Source organism: Advenella faeciporci (assembly GCF_014652395.1).
Taxonomy (GTDB): Bacteria; Pseudomonadota; Gammaproteobacteria; order Burkholderiales; family Burkholderiaceae_B; genus Advenella; species Advenella faeciporci.
This window is the reverse complement of sequence record NZ_BMYS01000022.1, coordinates 12,319-31,939: the sequence shown is the minus strand read 5'-3', so window position 1 is coordinate 31,939 and position 19,621 is coordinate 12,319. Positions and strand designations below refer to the sequence as shown.

The 19,621-nt window shown below is 49.5% G+C and carries 16 protein-coding genes; 13 read left to right on the top strand and 3 right to left on the bottom strand.

Features of this window, described 5'->3' with window-relative positions; translation table 11 throughout:
* The first annotated feature begins 13 nt into the window (after positions 1–13).
* From IE074_RS12940 to IE074_RS12925, 4 genes are all read left to right on the top strand, one after another.
* Positions 14–1,579 carry an FAD-binding oxidoreductase gene (locus IE074_RS12940; RefSeq protein WP_189385873.1) on the top strand — a complete coding sequence of 522 codons (1,566 nt, stop codon included), beginning with the start codon at positions 14–16 and terminating at the stop codon, positions 1,577–1,579.
* A gap of 19 nt (positions 1,580–1,598) precedes the next feature.
* Positions 1,599–3,050, top strand: a complete 1,452-nt coding sequence (locus IE074_RS12935) for an aldehyde dehydrogenase (RefSeq protein ID WP_189385872.1) — start codon at positions 1,599–1,601, stop codon at positions 3,048–3,050.
* A 172-nt stretch (positions 3,051–3,222) separates the two neighbouring features.
* A complete protein-coding gene (locus tag IE074_RS12930; RefSeq protein WP_189385871.1) occupies positions 3,223–3,990 on the top strand; it encodes a sulfite exporter TauE/SafE family protein in 768 nt (255 codons plus the stop codon).
* 127 nt (positions 3,991–4,117) lie between these two features.
* Positions 4,118–5,113, top strand: coding sequence for an aldo/keto reductase (locus tag IE074_RS12925; protein WP_189385870.1), 996 nt, complete (start codon positions 4,118–4,120; stop codon positions 5,111–5,113).
* A 165-nt stretch (positions 5,114–5,278) separates the two neighbouring features.
* Here IE074_RS12925 and pobA read toward each other — a convergent pair whose 3' ends face one another.
* Positions 5,279–6,448: a 4-hydroxybenzoate 3-monooxygenase gene (gene pobA / locus IE074_RS12920; protein ID WP_189385869.1), complete on the bottom strand. Its 1,170-nt coding sequence runs from the start codon at positions 6,446–6,448 to the stop codon at positions 5,279–5,281.
* A gap of 187 nt (positions 6,449–6,635) precedes the next feature.
* Between pobA and IE074_RS12915 the strand changes: the two genes are divergently transcribed.
* Positions 6,636–8,138 (top strand): DNA recombination protein RmuC, encoded by a 1,503-nt coding sequence (locus IE074_RS12915; protein ID WP_189385868.1) that lies wholly within the window; start codon positions 6,636–6,638, stop codon positions 8,136–8,138.
* On the opposite strand, the gene IE074_RS12910 is transcribed toward IE074_RS12915, so the two are convergent.
* Together IE074_RS12910 and amaB are read right to left on the bottom strand one after the other, a co-directional pair.
* Complete coding sequence (locus IE074_RS12910) at positions 8,132–9,322, bottom strand: aminotransferase-like domain-containing protein (RefSeq protein WP_189385867.1); 1,191 nt, start codon at positions 9,320–9,322, stop codon at positions 8,132–8,134. The two genes, IE074_RS12915 and IE074_RS12910, sit on opposite strands and share 7 nt — an antisense overlap.
* Before the next feature lie 65 nt (positions 9,323–9,387).
* A complete protein-coding gene (amaB, locus tag IE074_RS12905) occupies positions 9,388–10,893 on the bottom strand; it encodes an L-piperidine-6-carboxylate dehydrogenase (RefSeq protein WP_189385866.1) in 1,506 nt (501 codons plus the stop codon).
* Positions 10,894–11,394: 501 nt separating this feature from the next.
* Here amaB and IE074_RS12900 point away from each other — a divergent pair.
* The 8 genes from IE074_RS12900 (at position 11,395) to IE074_RS12865 (ending at position 19,501) form a co-directional block, all read left to right on the top strand.
* On the top strand, positions 11,395–12,573 hold the full coding sequence (locus IE074_RS12900; RefSeq protein WP_189385865.1) for an NAD(P)/FAD-dependent oxidoreductase: 1,179 nt from the start codon (positions 11,395–11,397) through the stop codon (positions 12,571–12,573).
* 98 nt (positions 12,574–12,671) lie between these two features.
* On the top strand, positions 12,672–13,796 hold the full coding sequence (locus IE074_RS12895; protein ID WP_189385864.1) for a branched-chain amino acid ABC transporter substrate-binding protein: 1,125 nt from the start codon (positions 12,672–12,674) through the stop codon (positions 13,794–13,796).
* 126 nt (positions 13,797–13,922) lie between these two features.
* Entirely contained in the window at positions 13,923–14,840 is a 918-nt protein-coding gene (locus IE074_RS12890; protein WP_189385863.1) for an ABC transporter permease subunit, read from the top strand.
* Positions 14,840–16,405, top strand: coding sequence for a high-affinity branched-chain amino acid ABC transporter permease LivM (gene livM / locus IE074_RS15090; protein WP_344984599.1), 1,566 nt, complete (start codon positions 14,840–14,842; stop codon positions 16,403–16,405). Before IE074_RS12890 ends, livM begins: the two co-directional genes overlap by 1 nt.
* A complete protein-coding gene (locus tag IE074_RS12880) occupies positions 16,402–17,220 on the top strand; it encodes an ABC transporter ATP-binding protein (protein ID WP_189385862.1) in 819 nt (272 codons plus the stop codon). Before livM ends, IE074_RS12880 begins: the two co-directional genes overlap by 4 nt.
* Positions 17,217–17,933: an ABC transporter ATP-binding protein gene (locus tag IE074_RS12875; protein WP_189385861.1), complete on the top strand. Its 717-nt coding sequence runs from the start codon at positions 17,217–17,219 to the stop codon at positions 17,931–17,933. Before IE074_RS12880 ends, IE074_RS12875 begins: the two co-directional genes overlap by 4 nt.
* Positions 17,934–18,533, top strand: a complete 600-nt coding sequence (locus tag IE074_RS12870; protein ID WP_189385860.1) for a helix-turn-helix domain-containing protein — start codon at positions 17,934–17,936, stop codon at positions 18,531–18,533.
* Positions 18,533–19,501 carry a delta(1)-pyrroline-2-carboxylate reductase family protein gene (locus IE074_RS12865; RefSeq protein WP_189385859.1) on the top strand — a complete coding sequence of 323 codons (969 nt, stop codon included), beginning with the start codon at positions 18,533–18,535 and terminating at the stop codon, positions 19,499–19,501. The genes IE074_RS12870 and IE074_RS12865 overlap by 1 nt, the downstream gene beginning before the upstream one ends.
* Positions 19,502–19,621 lie beyond the last annotated feature (120 nt).

Genomic DNA, 19,621 nt, shown 5'->3' with positions numbered 1-19,621 from the left:
GGAGACAATAGAAATGTCTGAAAAAACAAACTCGATTTTGCCTCGCGGCGTTGAATTATCTGAATTTGAAAAAGCGGTACAAAAATTCCGTGCCTTATTGGGTGATGAAAACGTTCTGGTAGAACATGAACAGCTGGTTCCTTACGAAAAAATCATGATGTCGGTTGAAAATACCGCACATGCACCATCAGCAGCCGTTACGGCAACAACGGTAGAGCAGATCCAGGGCGTTGTTAAAATTTGTAATGAGCATAAAATTCCCGTCTGGACTGTCTCTACCGGTCGAAACTTCGGTTATGGTAGTTCGGCACCCGTGATGCGTGGCCAGGTTATTCTTGACCTGAAAAAAATGAATAAAATCATTCACGTTGACCCTGAGTTGTGTACTGCCCTGGTAGAGCCTGGCGTCACATACCAGCAACTGTATGATTACCTTGCAGACAACAATATTCCTTTAATGCTGTCTTTTTCAGCTCCTTCAGCCATCGCAGGCCCATTGGGTAACACGATCGATCGTGGCGTTGGCTACACACCCTACGGTGAGCACTTCATGATGCAGTGTGGCATGGAAGTGGTGCTGGCTAACGGTGATGTATACCGTACTGGTATGGGTGGCGTTAAAGGCGATAAGGCATGGCAGGTGTTTAAGTGGGGGTACGGTCCTACCCTCGATGGGATGTTCACCCAGTCTAATTACGGCATTTGTACAAAAATGGGTATCTGGCTAATGCCACGCCCGCCTGTATTCAAGCCTTTCGAAATCCAGTTTGAAGAAGATTCTGATATTTCTGAAATCGTGGAGTTCATTCGTCCGCTGCGTATTAACCAGGTTATTCCAAACTCGGTGGTTATTGCCAATGTTTTGTGGGAAGCCGCCACTTGCGATACCCGCCGCGTTCAATATACAACAGAGCCAGGGGCAACCTCAGATGCTATCCTGAAACAAATCCAGAAAGATAAAAAACTGGGTGCCTGGAACGTTTATGCTGCCTTGTACGGTACGCAGGAACAGGTTGATGCCAACTGGAATATCGTTACCAATGCACTGAAAAAACTGGGCAAAGGTAAATTGATTACCCAGGAAGAAGCGGGTAATACCCAGCCTTTCAAATATCGTGCCGAGTTAATGTCAGGTGTACCCAACCTGCAGGAATTTGGTTTGTACAACTGGCGTGGAGGTGGTGGTTCCATGTGGTTCGCACCCGTCAGCCAGGCTCGTGGCAGCGAATGTGACAAACAGAAAACACTGGCGAAAACCATTATCAACAAGCACGGCCTTGACTACGTGGGTGAGTTCATTGTTGGCTGGCGTGATATGCACCACGTAATTGATCTTGTATACAATCGTGCTGACCCAGACGAAATGAAACGTGCCGACGCTTGCTTTAATGAACTGCTTGATGAGTTCGAAAAAGAAGGCTATGCCGTTTATCGTGTAAATACCCGCTTCCAGGAGCGTGTTGCACAAAGTTATGGTCCCGTCAAACGCAGGCTTGAGCATACCCTGAAACGCGCCCTTGACCCGAACAATATTCTGGCTCCTGGAAAATGCGGTATTGATCTTGAGAACAACCTGTAGTTGACTAAAGGATAAATAAATGAATACAGCACAATTGTTAATCAATGGCAAATTACAGGACGCAACCGGCAAAAAAACGTTTACCCGGATTAACCCGGTAAACAATCAGGTGGCTACCACTGCGGCTGCCGCCCAGTCTGCTGATGTACAGGCAGCAATCGAAGCCGCCGCCAATGCATTCCCTGTCTGGTCTGCCTTGAGTCCCAGTGAGCGTCGTCAACGTTTGCTCAAGGCCGCTGATTTAATGGATCAGCGGGCTGAAGAGTTTGTATCAACGGTTCGTACGGAAACCGGTTCTACAGACTCCTGGTATTATTTCAATGTTCATCTGTCAGCCAATATCCTGCGTGAAGCAGCGGCAATGACGACTCAGCTCGAGGGGTCAGTCATTCCTTCCGACGTGCCTGGCAATCTGGCCATGGCTGTCCGTGTTCCATGTGGTGTAATCGTTGGTATCGCACCATGGAATGCACCGGTTATTCTGGCTACTCGCTCTATTGCATTGCCACTGGCGTGCGGTAATACGGTTATTCTGAAATCATCAGAGTTATGCCCGGCTACCCACGCGCTGATCGGTAAAGTGCTTACCGATGCGGGTCTGGGTGACGGGGTGGTAAACGTTATCAGTAATGCTCCTGAAGATGCCGGTGCCGTTGTGGAACAGTTAATTGCCCATCCGGCCGTTAAACGAATTAATTTTACCGGTTCTACCAAGGTGGGTAAAATTATCGCTACTACAGCAGGTAAGTACTTGAAACCCGCTTTGCTTGAGCTGGGTGGCAAAGCGCCTGTTATTGTGTATGATGATGCCGATCTTGACCAGGCGGTAGCTGCTATTGCGTTTGGCGCCTATTTCAATCAGGGCCAGATTTGCATGTCTACCGAACGTGTCTTGGTGCAGGATACCATTGCCGATGCTTTCATTGAAAAACTGACCGCCAAAATCAAAACGATTAAAACCGGTACGCCCGAAGACGCAAGCAATACTTTGGGTTATCTGGAAAGCGCAGGTTCTGCCGGGCGTATTAAAGGAATGGTGGAAGATGCCGTTGCCAAGGGGGCTGTTCTGCCCGTACCGCTGGAAACCCAAGGTGCTTTAATGAAGCCCGTGCTGGTGGTGGGTGTCACACCTGAAATGAGACTGTATTCAGAAGAGTCATTCGGGCCGGTCACAACCGTTAAAACCTTTGCGACCGACGAAGAGGCTATTGCTGTTGCCAACGATAGCGATTATGGTCTGGCATCGGCTGTATTCAGCCAGAACATCAACCGCGCGTTGAAAACAGCCAAGCAGATTGAAAGCGGCATTTGCCATATCAATGGGCCAACAGTCCATGATGAGGCGCAAATGCCATTTGGTGGCGTGAAGCAAAGCGGTTATGGCCGTTTTGGTGGCAAAGGTGCCATTAACGAGTTTACCGACCTGCGCTGGATTACGATTCAGACAGAAGCAAGGCAGTATCCGTTGTAATTTTGCTTAATTGTGTTCATGTCAATGTGAATAATACGGTAATTTATTTCTAATTTAAAACGGTTTGTCTTGTTCGGATAAACCGTTTTTTTTAGTATGTCCGCTACGGACGCACGATTGCAGGGGCAAGTGCCGCTATGTGTCGATCTAAATCAAAGAGTTAAAATAGTATATGATTGAATGGTTTTTTTTTCCTGATGATATAAGCAAGGCATTTGCCGTTCTTCTTGTTTTTGCCAGTTTTTTTACTTCGGCCTTGACGGCAGCCATGGGCTTGGGCGGTGGTGTTGCCTTGCTGGCTATTATGGGTACTGGCATGCCGGTTGCCAGTGTACTGCCGGTGCATGCGATTGTTCAGTTGGGGTCCAATTTAGGACGTACGGTTATTCAGTTCAAGTATATTGTCTGGCCGTTGGCATTATGGTTTTTTATTGGCAGTATTATTGGTGTTGCTTTAGGCGGTCCGATTGTATTGCATATTCCCGATGCGGTCGCCAAATTATTATTGGCTGCATTTATTTTGTGGTCAGTGTTCGGCAGCAAAATCAAGCCGGCTTCTTCGATCAGTAAAACGTATTTTATTGTGGGTGGCGCATTAACCAGTTTTGCCTCTATGATTGTCGGGGCGGCAGGACCGATGGTGGCGGCATTAATTGCATCCAAAGGTTATACAAAACAAACGCTGGTTGCAACGCATTCGGTATGTATGGTGCTTCAGCATGGTCTTAAAATTCTGGTGTTTGGTGCCCTGGGGTTTGCGTTTGCACAATGGACACCCATGCTTATTGCCATGATTGCAAGTGGTGTCGTGGGAACCTATATAGGTACACGCCTGCTTGACAACTTGCCTGAAAAGGTTTTTAAAACAGGATTCAGGGTAACAATGCTGCTTCTAAGCGCTCATATGATCTGGGGGGTATTCAAATCCTATTGGGTCTGACAGCGTTGCCTTTGGAATGGCTGAATATACAACTTGCCCGTCTCGTCAAAATGTTTAATCAGCCCGTGCCAGACCAATTGGCACTTTAGAATGAATAAATAAGAGACGGCTAATTAAAGGAATAGATATGAAAGCACAGCGTAGTATTGGCGGGCAGCCGGTTTTTCCGGTTGGTTTAGGATGCATGAATTTAAGTCATGCCTATGGCATGCCACCCAGCGAAGAAGACGGTAAGGCTTTATTGCTTAAGGCACTTGAATCAGGTATTAACCATTTTGATACCGCTACGCTATATGGTTTTGGCAAGAATGAAACCTTGGTCGGTTCGGTACTTAATGCCTATCGACAGCAGATTTTTCTGGCCAGTAAATGCGGTATGGGTGGCGTGAATGGTAAACGGGTGATAGACGGCCGGCCAGAAACCATCAAGCGTCAATGTGATGAATCATTAAGGCGATTGCAAACCGATGTGATTGACCTGTATTACTTGCATCGCTGGGATAAAAGCGTGCCGATTGAAGAGAGTGTCGGTGCGCTTGCCGATTTAGTGGCCCAGGGTAAAATCCGGTTTATCGGTTTATCGGAAGTGTCGGCACAAACCATTAAAAAGGCCCATCAGGTACATCCGGTAACGGCCGTTCAAAATGAATACTCATTATGGTCACGCAACCCAGAGTTGGGGGCACTGCAGGCCTGCCGTGAGATCGGAGCCAATTTAGTGGCATTCAGCCCGTTGGCCAGAGGGTTCCTGGGTAATAAACTGCATGATGTTTCAGTTTTGCCTGCCAATGATATCCGTCTTAATATGCCACGTTTCAGCACTGAAAACTATGCCAGAAATTTACGTGTATTGGCAGATTATGCGGCCTTGGCACAACAGGCCGGATGCACACCGGCTCAATTGGCACTGGTTTGGCTACTGGAACAGGACCCTCGGTTGATCCCGATTCCCGGTACGACCAGTCTGGTCCATTTGCTTGAAAATATTCAGGCGGTTTCGTTAGAAATTGATCCGGTTATTCTTGAAAAAGCGGGGCAGTTGATTAATCAGGATACGATTGCCGGTAATCGTTATCCCAAGGCGACACTGGCCGAGATTGATACAGAGGCTTTTGAAGAGTAAGAAAAGAATCTTGTCAGGAAGGATCTTGGTAATTCCGGCATTGTTGGTGACAGTGCATTGCCTGGAATGCCGTTATTGTTATCTTGCTTAAAAATAATGACTTGTAAAACCGGTTCTGGATCGCCTGTATTCAGAACCGGTTTTAAGCTTTGTTAAAAGCGTTGCTTAATAGGGTAACCCTACATAGTTTTCTGCCAATAGCTTGGCGCCGTATTCAGAATTCAATAACAGATTGAACTCTGTTTCCTGCATTTTCCTGTCCCAGTCATCAAGGTCTTCAAAAGTGTGCAGCATTTTTGTCATGTACCATGAAAAACGTTCGGCTCCCCAGATACGTTTCAGGCAACGTTCTGAATAGGTATCAATGCCTGCTTCGCTGTTTTGCTGGTAATACTCGATTAAGGCATCTGATAAATACAGTACATCGCTGGCGGCCAGATTCAGGCCTTTTGCCCCGGTAGGCGGCACAATATGGGCAGCATCACCGGCCAGGAACAGTTTGCCGTAACGCATGGGTTCGGTTACGAAACTGCGTAATGGAGCAATGCTTTTTTCAAGGCTTGGGCCGGTAACCAGATTGGCGGCTGCTTCAGGGTATAAGCGGGCTTTAAGCTCGTCCCAGAACCGTTCATCGCTCCAGTCTTCAATCTTATCGGTAAGGGGTACTTGCAGGTAATAGCGGCTGCGGGTTTTGGAGCGTTGGCTGCACAATACAAAGCCGCGCTCGTGCTTGGCATAAATCAGCTCTTCGGCTACAGGTGGCGTATCCGACATTAACCCCAACCAGCCAAATGGATAAACACGCTCATATTCTTTCAGAATGTCTGCCGGAATAGTAGGGCGTGATACGCCATGGAAACCGTCACAACCGGCAATAAAATCACAGTCAAGGCGCTGTTCCTGGCCGTTCTTGGTGTAGGTGACATAAGGATGGCCGGTATTGACATCATGAAGTTTGACGTCACTGGCTTCATAGATGGTAGTGGCACCCAGGGCGGCACGGGCTTCCATCAGGTCACGGGTAACTTCGGTTTGGCCGTAGACGACGACATTGCGGTTGACCAGCTCTTTAAAATCAATACGATGACGTTTGCCGTTAAATACCAGTTCGCAACCGTCATGAACCAGGCCATGCTTTTTAAGGTTGTCGGTAACACCGGCACGTTCAAGGCCGTCAACAGTGACACTTTCAAGTACACCGGCACGGATGCGGCCAAGAACATATTCACCTGTCTGGCGCTCCAGGATGATATTATCAATACCATTTTTAGCCAGGATCTGACCTAGTAATAATCCTGAAGGGCCGGCGCCAATAATGGCTACTTGAGTACGCATTTTCTCTCCTTTGCTATCTCTAATGTAATTACAGCATTATCAAAAAAAGAAAACGATAAAAACACTCCTAAACTGTACTAGCAGTTATGTGATTTTAACCAAAGCACCGTAAAACCCCTTGTTTTTAGGGGATCTCAAAAGGTACGATGGCTCTTTTGGCTAAAGAAGTATCAAAACAGGATAACGAGTGCAGGAATTAAATTCAATTTACATGTTTGCCGGATTACTGCTGGCAGCCTTCGGTATTGGTGCTTTGCTTGTTTCTATTGTGATGCAGTTAACGCTTAATCGTCTTAGAACAAAAGCGGTTCTGTTGGAAAGTCAATTGCATGACAGTGATACCCAGCGTGATGAGCAGCAGTTTGCTTATCATGTCTTACAACAGGATTTCAAACAGCTGGATAATGAAAAAGACGCATTGGATAAAATGCTCTCGGGTAAAGAAACCGAGCTGCATTTAATTAAAGAACAGTTGATACAGATCATGAAGATAAAACAACAGCTTGAATCAGGACAGCAGGCAGCCCTGATGAAAATAGCGGATCTGGATAAAGAAAATACGCTTTTGCAGGCCCAATATCAGCAAAAAGAAGATACTCTGAATGAACTTAAAGTGGCTTTTCAACAGTCTCGCCAATTATTGAGCACGGAATTTGAAAATCTGGCCAATAAAATCATGGATGAAAAAAGCCAGTTGTTTTCAGTGCAGAATCAGCAGGCGATGGATGGTTTGTTACAACCCTTAAAAGAAAAGCTCGATGGGTTTCAAGCACGTGTGAATGAGGTGCATGACCAGTCGCTAAAGGGGCATACCTTGCTTCATGCCAATATCCAACAGTTTATGGATATTGGCATGAAAATGACCCAGGATGCCGATGCCCTGGCCCGTGCCCTGAAAGGGGATAAAAAAACCCTGGGTAACTGGGGTGAGATGCAGCTTGAACGGGCACTGGAAATGGCGGGATTGGTCAAGGGGGATCATTTTCAGGCCCAGGCCCATTTTCGTAACGAGGCGGGACAAAGCCAGCTACCCGATTTTGTGCTTTATCTGCCCGATGGCAAGCATATGATTATTGACAGCAAGGTTTCCCTGAACGACTATCAGCAGGCGGTTAACGCCACGCAGGATGGTCTCATGCAGTCTTCCCTGGATGCCCATGCCCGGGCCGTCAGGAACCATATTGATCAATTGTCTGAAAAGAATTACAGCAATTTGCAAGGAATGCACAGCCCCGGTTTTGTGTTGATGTTCATGCCGGTCGAGGCTGCTTATATAGAGGCACTCAGGCATCCGTCCAACCTGTTTCAATATGGCTATGAAAAAGGGGTGGTGCTGGTGTCGCATACCACCTTAATGCCTGTTTTAAGAACCGTTTCCTATTTGTGGATGATGGCACGCAGCAACGAGCAGGCCGCCCAGATCGGGGACCGTGCCGTAGATATTTACAATCAGGTGACCCGGGTAGCCGAGCACCTGTCCCGGCTGGGAGGAACACTTAACACGGTGGGTACGCATTACAATGCGGTGGTGGGTTCGTTGGCCGGCCGGCAAGGCTTGATTGGCAAGGTTGAACGCTTCAATGAACTGTCGGCCAAGGCCAGCCGGAAAATGGTTGAGCCCGAGCCTATCCATCCGGATTTTGATGTCAGCCGGCTGGATGCCTTGGTGAAAAATGGCCAGCCTCAATAACGGTCAAGCGCTTTTCTGAAACGGGTAACGCCTTCAGTAATTTGTGCTTCATTGCTCATGGCAAATGACAGGCGAAACGCGTTTTCATCGGGTTTGTCAGCATAAAAGCCGCTGCCGGGCACGAACATGACCTTTTCGTCAATGGCCAGGGGCAAGAGCCTTGTTGCATTGATGTCAGGGGGCAGGTATCCCCAAATAAACATGCCGCCTTCGGGCCTGACCAGTTTAAGCTGGCCATCAAAGTCGGCTGAAAAAGCGTTTAGCATGCACTGTGCCCGCTGCCGGTAGGTGTTGATAATATAAGGCAAATGCTGCGCATAACGTCCCGAGTTCAGGTAATGGGCGGCGACCGCCTGCATGAAAGGGGCCGAACACATATCGTCCACCTGTTTGGCCAGCACGCAGCGGCGTAAAATTTCGGGGTGGGCGACCATCCAGCCAATGCGCAGGCCCGGTGCCACGGTTTTGGACAGGCTGGACAGGTAAATAACCTGGTCTTGTGCCGGTGTTGAGCGGGCCAGTTCTGCCAGGGTGGGCAAAGGCTCTCCGCTAAAGCGCAACTGGCCATAAGGGTCATCTTCAATCAGCAGGCAATCGGTGGTGGCCAGCAGCGCCAGCAGTTTCTTGCGTTTTTCCAATGACAGGGTAATACCGCTGGGATTGGCAAAAGTGGGCACACAGTAAAAAAACTTGGGCTGGTGCTGCTGCAGTGCCCGGGCCAGTTCCTCAAGATTGGTGCCGTCCTCTTCAACCCCAACAGTGACAATATTGGCACCGGCCAGCCGCAGGCCCTGAATGGCGGCCGGGTAGGCGGGACGCTCTACCAGTGCGGTATCTCCCGGTGCAATCAGGGCCCGCACCAGCAACTCATAAGCCTGCTGCGAGCCACTGGTTACCAGGATGTCGTCTTTACCGGCCTGTATGCCGCGTTGTGTGCAAAGGGTGGCCAGTATTTCACGCAAGACCGGCAGTCCCTCGGTGGCGCCGTAAGACATAGACTCCTGCAGGGTGGATGCCTGGGTGCTTATTGAGGCCTGCAAACCTGGGATATCGAACAGTTCAGGGGCGGGGTAGCCACCGGCAAAAGAGATCATACCGGGCGTGGACAGGTATTTGAACAGTTCCCTGATGGGTGAACCCTTGATTTCTTTGAACGGTGCAGCGAAAGGAAAACCGGAAGACATAGTCAGACCTTTTCATCAATTGAACGGGGGTGCCCATCGTTAAATGGGAAATGTTCAGTATGGCATTAATCGTCACCAAATTTCACGCCCTGAGCCAGTGGCAATTCACGCGAGTAGTTGATGGTGTTGGTGGCCCGGCGCATATAGCCCTTCCATGCGTCGGAGCCGGACTCTCGCCCGCCACCGGTTTCTTTTTCACCACCAAAGGCGCCACCGATTTCGGCGCCCGAGGTGCCGATGTTGACATTGGCAATACCGCAGTCTGATCCGGCGGCTGACATGAAATATTCGGCTTCAAGCAGGTTGGTGGTGAAGATGGCCGAAGACAGGCCTTGGGGCACTTCATTTTGCAGGGCCAATGCGTCTTCGAAGCGCTCATAACTCATGATGTAAAGGATGGGCGCAAAAGTTTCGTGACGTACCACTTCGGTTTGTGCCGGCATTTCAACCAGCGCGGGCTCAACGTAATAGGCATCGGGGAACCTGTCGTGCAAGACGCGCTGGCCACCGGTGACAATTCCCTTTTGTTCAACCGCTTTTTGCAGCGCGGTTTGCATGGTGTCAAAAGCCGCCTTGTCAATGAGGGGCCCTACCAGCGTACCGGCCTCAAGGGGGTTGCCAATGGGTAAGGTGCGGTATGCTTTTTTCAGCCGTTCGGCAAGTTCATGGGCAATGCTGCTGTGGACGATCAGGCGGCGCGTGCTGGTGCAGCGTTGTCCGGCTGTGCCGACCGCACCAAAAACAATGCCCCGCACGGCCATGTCCAGGTCTGCGGTTTCGCTAACGATAATGGCATTATTGCCCCCCAGCTCAAGAATGCAACGGCCAAACCGGGCCGCGACTTTGGGGCCAACCTCGCGACCCATGCGGGTGGAGCCGGTGGCTGAAACCAGGGCAACCCTTGGATTGTTTACCAGAATCTCTCCGGTTTCCCGTTGCCCAATCACCAATTGCGACAGGTGTTCAGGCGCATCACCAAATTTTTTCAGGGCGCGTTCCAGCAGGGCATGGGTGGCCAGGGCGGTTAGCGGGGTTTTTTCAGAAGGTTTCCAGATGACGGCATCGCCACAAACCAATGCCAGGGCGGTATTCCATGACCAGACGGCGACCGGAAAGTTGAAAGCGGTAATCACGCCAACCACTCCCAGCGGATGCCAGGTTTCCATCATGCGGTGTCCCGGGCGTTCCGAGGCAATGGTCAGGCCGTATAACTGGCGTGACAGGCCAACCGCAAAGTCGCAAATATCAATCATTTCCTGGACTTCCCCCTGACCCTCGGCAATGATTTTGCCCGCTTCAATTGACACCAACCGTCCAAGGGCTTCTTTGTTGGCCCGCAATTCCTCGCCAAGCAGGCGGATCAGTTCTCCGCGTCGGGGTGCGGGAACCTGGCGCCATTGCGTAAAAGCGGCATGGGCGCGCTCAACGGCGGCAGTCACTTCTGCCGAAGACTGCTCAACGACATTGGCGATAGGGGCGCCATCAATGGGAGAATGAACTTTCAGGCTGCCATTCTGAAAGGAGGCTGGGTTGACACCTAAAGAGACGAGTAATTCCTGGACTGAACTCATGGCTGGTTTCCTTTGTGAATCATCAGGGTAAGAACAGCGTGTTAAATGACCCTGCCTGGCAGGGAAGTGAAACATGACGGGATGGGTTGAAGGCATCCAATGTGAATAGATTAACAATTGATTTTCTTAAAGTCAAAAAATTTCTTATAAGAAAACAAAATAAACTGGAAGGGTTTTCCCTTACGCAGCTATTGCTGCTATGCAAAATATATTGTTTTATATCAATGAATTACAGTCATATTTTTATGGCATAAAATTTTTAAATTTGAATTGTTTTTTGTAATTTTACTGATAGGAAATACAAAAACCAGTGCTGTAATCAAGTTTTTTTTCCTGGTTAAAAAATTAAATTCATTTTATTTATTTTTCAAGCATTTGATTTTTAATGATTATTTTTTATTTTTATAAAGCGTTTAAAAAATTAGGTGTAAATAATGATTGACGTCAAATTTTTCTTATGAGAATTTATGTCTTATTCAGACACTTGTAATGAGACGTTGCATGAAGAACTGTTTTGATGTGGTGATTGCTGGCGGTGCAGCAACAGGAAGCGCTTTAGCCTATTTTTTAAGCGCCTCCCGTTCGTTTAAAGGTTCCGTTCTGGTTATTGAAAAAGACTCGTCTTACCAGAAATGTGCGACCGCCTTGTCGGCAGCTTCCATACGCCATCAATTTTCCACCGTTGAAAACATTCAAATGTCGCAGTTTGGCAGTGAGTTCCTGTACGGCATTGGCGAAACCCTTGAAGTGGATGGTGAGCGGCCTGATGTGAATTTTCATGAAGCGGGTTATCTGTTTCTGTCCACGCCGGAAGGCTATGCGACCTTGCGGGAAAACAATGCCTTGCAACGCTCCCTGGGGGCGCAAATTGCCTTGTTGTCAGATCGGCAGTTGCAAGACAAATATTCATGGCTGAATGTATCTGATTTGGCGGGTGGTTCGTTGGGCCTTAAAGGGGAAGGCTGGCTGGATGCGTATGGCATGATGCGTGCTTTTCGTCGCAAGGCAATTACCCAAGGGGTCAGTTACATAGAAAATGAGGTGGTGCAGGTGCATCGGGAAGGCGCACGCGTAACCGGCGTGACCCTGAATAACGGTGAGACCGTTGCCTGCGGTGTTTTTGTGAATGCGGCGGGTACCGGGGCCATGAAACTGGCACGTCAGGCAGGCATTGAATTGCCCATAGAATCGCGCAAGCGCAGTGTTTTTTATGTCACCTGCCCCGAGACTGTCAATGATTGTCCCATGCTGATTGATCCAAGCGGTGCTTATATCCACCCTGAAGGGGAAGGGTTTATTTGCGGGATTCAGCCACCGGCAGACCAGGACCCTGAATGTTTTGATTTTGACGTTCAATACCCGTTGTTTGATGAACTTCTATGGCCAATCCTGGCGCATCGGGTACCTGCCTTCGAGGCCCTGCGCTGTGAACATAGCTGGGCCGGTCATTATGATTACTGTACCTTCGACCAGAACGTCATACTGGGTTATCACCCCGATATCAACAATATGGTTTTTGCTAATGGTTTCAGTGGTCACGGCATGCAACAATCACCAGCAGTGGGTCGCGCTCTTGCCGAATTGATTGAATTTGGCGAATACAGAAGTTTGAATTTGAAGCGCTTGGGCTGGGAGCGGGTGTTAAACAATCAGCCCATTATCGAGAAGAACGTCTGGTAGTTCACATACGTATTAAGCAGTCTGGTTGTATATCGTTTTTTTTAATTATGTTCTTTGTGTTTACAAGGATCCATGCTGGTCAATTTCAGGAGAAAAGCATGAATAAAGGATTTAAAAAGCTTTTTATTACAGCAGCACTTGCAACCGCTTTTTCTGCTCCCGCCATGGCAGAAGAGTTTATCAAGATTGGCCTGGGTGCCCCTATTACGGGTGGTAGCGCCGCATTTGGCAAACAGTTGCTCATGGGGGCCGAGGCCGCCGCCGAAGCCATTAACGCGAAGGGGGGCGTTCATGGTAAAAAAATCAAGATCATTCAGGGTGATGATGCCTGCGAGCCCAAACAGGCGGTCGCCGTGGCCAACCGTTTTGTTGACCAGGAAAAAGTGGATGCCGTGGTGGGGCATTTTTGTTCTTCCAGCACGATCCCCGCTTCTGAAATTTATGATGAAGCCAATATCCTGAATGTGACCCCGGCCTCTACCAATCCCAGGGTAACCGAACGGGACCTGACAACCCTGATTCGTGTTTGCGGTCGTGACGACCAGCAGGGTGATGTTGATGCGAAGTTCATTCATGAAACCCTCAAAGCTAAAAAAATTGCCGTGATCAATGACAAGGATACATACGGTGTTGGCGTGGCCAATGCCACACGGGATGCCGCTAAAAAGCTGGGCATCGATGTGGTGCTTGAAGATGGCGTGACCCGGGGTGAGCGTGATTACAACGCATTGGTAACCAAAATCAAGGCTGCCGATGTCGGGGCTGTTTTCTTTGGCGGCTTATATGCCGAGGGTGGATTGCTGGTCAAGCAGATTCGCCAGCAGGGACTGACCATTCCTTTTGTGTCGGTTGATGGCATTGCCGATCCGGCTTTTGTAACGGCAGCGGGTGGGCCCCAATATGCCGAAGGTACCTATATGAGCTTCCTGCGGGATCCGCGCACGGATCCGGCCAGCAAGACGGTTGTGGACAAACTGAAAGAAAAGGGTAGTGATTCTGCAGGCTTTACCCTGTATTCCTATGCGGCCGTTGAGGCTATTGCCGCAGCCATGGAAGCCAATAAAGATGTGAAGGATGGCACCAAACTGGCCGACTGGATCAAGAACAATGAAATAGAAACCGTTCTGGGTAAAAAAGGATGGGATGAAAAAGGAGATCCCAAAACCAACGACTTTGTTGTTTATATCTGGGATAAAGAAGGAAATTACGTTCCCATTCAGTAATGTCTGGTTGTGCTGCATTGCCCTTGCCACGGGCAATGCAGTGACTGAATCAAACTAACAGATAAGAAGAGTGCTTTTACGGAAGGCATGGGAGCTTTTTGTCTTTACCGAAAAGGTAGGTGTTTAATGGAATGGCATATTTTAGGTCAACAGCTCGTAAATGGCGTTTCGCTGGGTTCCATCTATGGTCTGATTGCGATTGGCTATACCATGGTTTACGGCATCATCGGAATGATTAACTTTGCGCATGGTGATATTTATATGGTCAGCGCCTATATCACCGCCATTGCTTTTGCGGTGATCACTTTTTTAGGGGTTGATGCGGTCGCCCTGTCCCTGGTTCTTACCCTGGTTGTCACCATGTCAATTACCGGGCTTTATGGCTGGTACATAGAAAGGACCGTCTATCGTCCCCTCAGGACAAGCAATCGGCTCGCCCCGCTTATTACGGCCATCGGCGTGTCATTGTTATTGCAAAACTATATCCAGATCAGCCAGGGGCCTAATGTACAGGGGGTGCCTTCTCTTTTCAGTGGTGGTTTTACCATTGGCACGGCTGACGAATTTTTCCGCATCCGCTATATGGATCTGATTATCGTGGCAGTCAGTTTATCGGCCATGATGCTGTTGACCTTCATCATTCAAAAAACCAGTCTGGGCAGACAGTGCCGGGCAGTGGAACAAGATCGCAAAATGGCCACGATTCTGGGTATTAATACAGGCCGTATCATTTCCACCGTGTTTGTCATTGGCTCCATGATGGCTGCCGTTGCGGGTGAGCTGGTCACGTTCAATTACGGTTCGTTTGATTTCTATATCGGCTTCGTGCTGGGTATCAAGGCGTTCAGTGCCGCGGTTTTGGGTGGCATAGGTTCTTTGCCGGGCGCCATGCTCGGAGGCATGTTGCTGGGTGTGCTCGAGTCATTTTTCTCCGGTTTTGTCAGCAGTGATTACAAAGATGTGTTTTCTTTTAGCATTCTGGTACTTGTCCTGGTTTTCAAGCCAAGCGGCTTGTTGGGCAGGCCTGCCGTGGAGAAAGTGTAATGAATATAACGCCTAATTCAAGCGGGAAAACCGCAGCGCTGACACCGTCCGGGCAGGCAAATTCCGCAGCCTTGGCTGCGGATGTGCCTGATTCACGCATTGATTTCAGGCATGCCCTGAAAGACGCCATGATAGCCGGGGTGCTGACCATGCTGGTGTTCAGCCCGATTACCAATTTCATACTGCAACAATATACCTTCAAGGTTGACTGGTTACGGACACCTGTTTTTCTTAATGGCATTTCAATCGGCCTGATCGTGGCCTTTGTCCGTTTCTTTGTTTCCGTGGGTATCCAGACTGAGGCAGGCCAGCGTTTTACTCATAAGTATCTTGCCGTTCAGCAGCACGTACAGGTAGAGGATGAGCATGCCGATGGCATGCAAAAACTAAGGAAACTGCTTGTCTGGGGAAGTGTGGTTGCCGCTATCGCGATGGCGTTGGGTCTTTCGGGCACTATTTATATTGGCACGTCAGCCGCGCTGGTCCTGATAGTTCTGTTTGTGGTGATTGCCATGGGGGTGCGTATTCCCAAACGGCGCGGCATGAGGCATCCCTGGAAAGGTGCGCTGCCAGTCTTGTTTCTGTTGGGGCTGATTGTGCCTTTGCTGTTTTTCCACTTTGGTATTTTTGGTAAAAGCTGGGCCACCAACCTGACCATGGCCATGGTTTATGTGTTGTTGGGGCTGGGGTTGAATATTGTAGTGGGGCTGGCAGGGCTGCTTGACCTTGGTTTTGTTGCTTTCTATGCGGTAGGCGCCTATTTTCTTGCCCTGGGTTCCCAGTATCTGGGTATCGGTTTCTGGACGGCCCTTATTCTGGCGCCTTTGCTGGCCGCCTTGTGTGGAGGGTTACTGGGGTTTCCGGTACTGAAAATGCATGGTGATTATCTGGCGATTGTCACCCTTGGGTTTGGTGAAATTATCAGGCTGGTGCTGGTGAACTGGATTGATTTTACAGGCGGGCCTAACGGTGCTGCCGCGCCATCGCCCACTATTTTCAATCTTGAATTCATTCGCCGCGCCAAAGGAGACGCGATTCCGTTTCATGAGTTTTTTGGTTTGCCCTATAGCCCGGATTATAAGTTTATCTTTATTTATTTGATGATCTTTATCATCACGATGGCTGTGCTGCGGGTGTTTACGCAATTAAGATTGATGCCTATCGGCCGTTCCTGGGAAGCTTTGCGGGAAGACGAGATTGCCTGCCGGTCCCTGGGCATCAATCATGTAACCGTCAAATTGTCCGCATTCATGCTGGGTGCGTTAACCGGAGGTATTGCCGGGGTGTTCTTTGCGACAGCCCAGGGGTTTGTCAGCCCGATGTCATTCAATTTTTTCGAGTCGGTTCTGATTCTTTCCATCGTGGTGCTGGGCGGGATGGGGAACTCGATTGGCGTCATTATTGCCGCGTTTACATTAACCCTCATGCCCGAATTTCTGAGGAGTTTTTCCGAGTATCGTGTATTGATGTTCGGCTTGTTGATGATTTTGATGATGATCTGGCGACCTAATGGCTTATTGCGCGCCAAGCGTCCGGTATTTGAGCGGGAAGAGGTCATGCCATGAGCGATAAACTGTTACTTGAAGTTAAAAATTTATGTCGTCGCTTTGGGGGTATTATCGCCAATGATAATGTCAGTTTTGAGGTCAGGGAAGACTCCATTACCTCCCTGATCGGCCCCAATGGTGCAGGTAAAACAACGGTATTCAATTGTGTGACCGGTTTTTATGCCGCCACCTCAGGTGAGATTTTTCTGCATGGTCCCAATGGGTCGGTGGAAGTGGGCAATTTGCTGAACCGGCCCTTTACGGGGGGGTCTTATCTGGTTTCCCGTGCAGGCATTGCCCGTACATTCCAGAATATCCGCCTGTTCAAGGACATGACCGTGCTTGAAAACTTGCTGGTTGCCCAGCATCGTTCACAGAACAGAAACCTTTTATCTGGCATTTTTGTCACGCATGACTTTGCCAACAGGGAAGAAGAAAGCGTCAATCGTGCGTATGAATGGCTGGATATTGTTGATCTGGCTGTTGATGCCAACCGGTTGGCCGGCGAGCTGTCTTACGGCCGTCAGCGGCGTCTGGAAATTGCCCGTGCCATGTGTACCAATCCACGCCTGATTTGCCTGGATGAGCCGGCAGCCGGTCTCAATCCAAGGGAAACGGTTGACCTGTCCAGCCTGATCCGTAAATTGCGTGATGAATGCAAGGTGACTGTTTTACTGATTGAGCATGATATGGGGCTGGTCATGGATATTTCCGAGCATATTGTTGTCATGGATCAGGGTTCGGTCATTGATAGTGGCAGCCCGGAACACATTCGTAATTCAGAAGTGGTTATTGCCGCCTATCTGGGCACGGACGTAGAGGATGAGGCATGAGTGAAACTATTTTGGACATTAAGAATGTCAATACTTTTTACGGACCGATCCAGGCGCTCAGGGATGTCTCATTGCATATCAGGACGGGGGAAATCATTTCCCTGATCGGTGCCAATGGTGCAGGAAAAAGCACCCTGCTCATGACCATCTTTGGCGCACCAAAGGCCAAATCGGGTCAGATTCTGTATAAGGGGCAAGATTTGACCCTGTTGCAGGCGCATCAGATTGCCGGCAAGGGTATTGCACAGGTACCCGAAGGAAGGCGTATATTTGCAAAAATGACGGTTGAGGAAAACATCATGATTGGTGCCCTGCCTATCGGTGACAAGTACATTGATGAGGATCGTGCCACCATGTTTGAACTGTTTCCGCGCCTGAAAGAACGGCGTAATCAGCGTGCGGGCACCCTGTCTGGCGGTGAGCAGCAAATGCTGGCGATTGCCCGTGCCCTGATGGGGCGTCCGGACATGATTCTGCTGGATGAGCCCAGTCTGGGGCTGGCGCCATTAATTGTGAGGCAAATCTTTTCGGTGCTGAAAGAACTGGGGAAAAATGGTAAAACCATCTTTTTGGTCGAACAAAATGCCAATCATGCCCTGAAGCTGGCAGATCGTGCATATGTAATGGTGAATGGTGAAATCAGAATGACAGGAACTGGGGCGGAATTATTGGCAAATCCGGAAATCAGGGATGCTTATTTGGGAAGTCATTAAATGAATACCCGGGAAGAAACTCCTTTAATGCAGCGTTTGCGTGCCGTTCGACAGCAAAACAACTGGACGCTCGAGCAGGCCGGCAAAGAGTGCGGGATTGCCGCCTCTACGCTTTCCAAAATCGAGAACGGCCTGATGTCGCCCACTTATGACGTTTTGCAAAAACTGGCAACCGGTCTTAATCTGGACGTCTCCGAGCTGTTTACGTCGGCCCGTGATGCCATGGGTGCCGGACGGTGTGTGGTTGATCGCGCCGGCCAGGGAAAGCTGCATAAAACGCCGCATTACAATCATCAGTTGTTGTGCGCGCAGCTGTCGAATAAAAAAATAATGCCTTTTCATACCTGTATTACCGCACGGAAGTTTTCCGATTTTCGTGACTGGAGCCGTCATGACGGGGAAGAGTTTGTTTATGTATTAAGCGGTGAAATAGAGCTGCATACCGAATATTATGCGCCAGCCCGGCTTGGCCCGGGAGATTGTTTCTATATAGATAGCCGGATGGGCCATCGATGTATCAGTGTCAGTGAAGAGAACGCTACGGTTATCTGGGTTGCAACGCAAAGAAATTCCCAAAAACACGAATCAGGAGACACGTAATGAGCCAGCCTGCGATTCAGGTATTTGATGCACAACAAACAGCCGGCCTGACCGGTTTTGCGGAACTGGTCCGTGCCATTCGTGAAATGAGCCTGGAATATGCGGCGGGCCGGGTTAAGTGTCCCGATCGCCAGGTGTTGCCGGTGCCGGGCAATGAAGAGGGAGGGGTCTTGCTCTCCATGCCGGCCGCTGCCGAAGATATTCTGGCGCATAAGCTTATCTCCCTGTTGCCGGGCAATCCCGGCAATGGTTTGCCCACCATCCAGGGAACGGTTACTGTCCTTGACAGTAAAACCGGTGTGCCCCTGTTTGTGCTGGATGCACCTACCGTTACGGCCAGGAGAACGGCAGCCCTTTCCATGCTGGGTCTTGAGCGCTTTACGCCCCGCACACCCGGGAAAATTGTCCTGATGGGGTCGGGTACCCAGGCGGTGGCCCACGTGCAAGCCATTAATGCGCTTTATCCTCACGCAACCATTTATGTGGCCGGAAGGGCTTTGTCAGCGGGCAGGGTGCAGCGGTTTTGCGAGCAGTTTGCCGGGCTGTCCAATGCTCTCATTCCGGTGGAGCAAAGCAACCTGCCCGATGATTTTGATGCGGTTATCACGCTGACCACCGCAACCGAGCCCATCTATCATGCACCGGCACAAGTGGGTCGGCTGATTATCGCAGTGGGCGCTTTTCAGCCGCACATGTGTGAAATCGCACCTCAAACCGTCATGGGCAGCACCTGCTATGTCGATGATCCCGTAGGTGCCCTGCATGAAGCCGGGGATTACATCCGGGCCAAAAAAGACTGGTCGGAAGTTATTCCGTTAGAGCAGGCCTTGCGCACGGAGATTGATTTTTCGCGTCCCATCATGTTTAAAACCGTAGGTATTGGCGCCTGGGACCTGGCGGCTGCCAGAGTGGCTTGCCAGTCACTGGGTGCACGCGCCTTAAGCCCCACCGGAAACGGTGACCAATGAATGTGTCCAGTCAGTAGCAACTAAACCATTGAAAAAATGACATTTTTTACAACAACTGTAAAAAATATTCTTGTCAAGGGGTTTGAATAATGTTATATTGACAGGCTAACCGAAATGCAA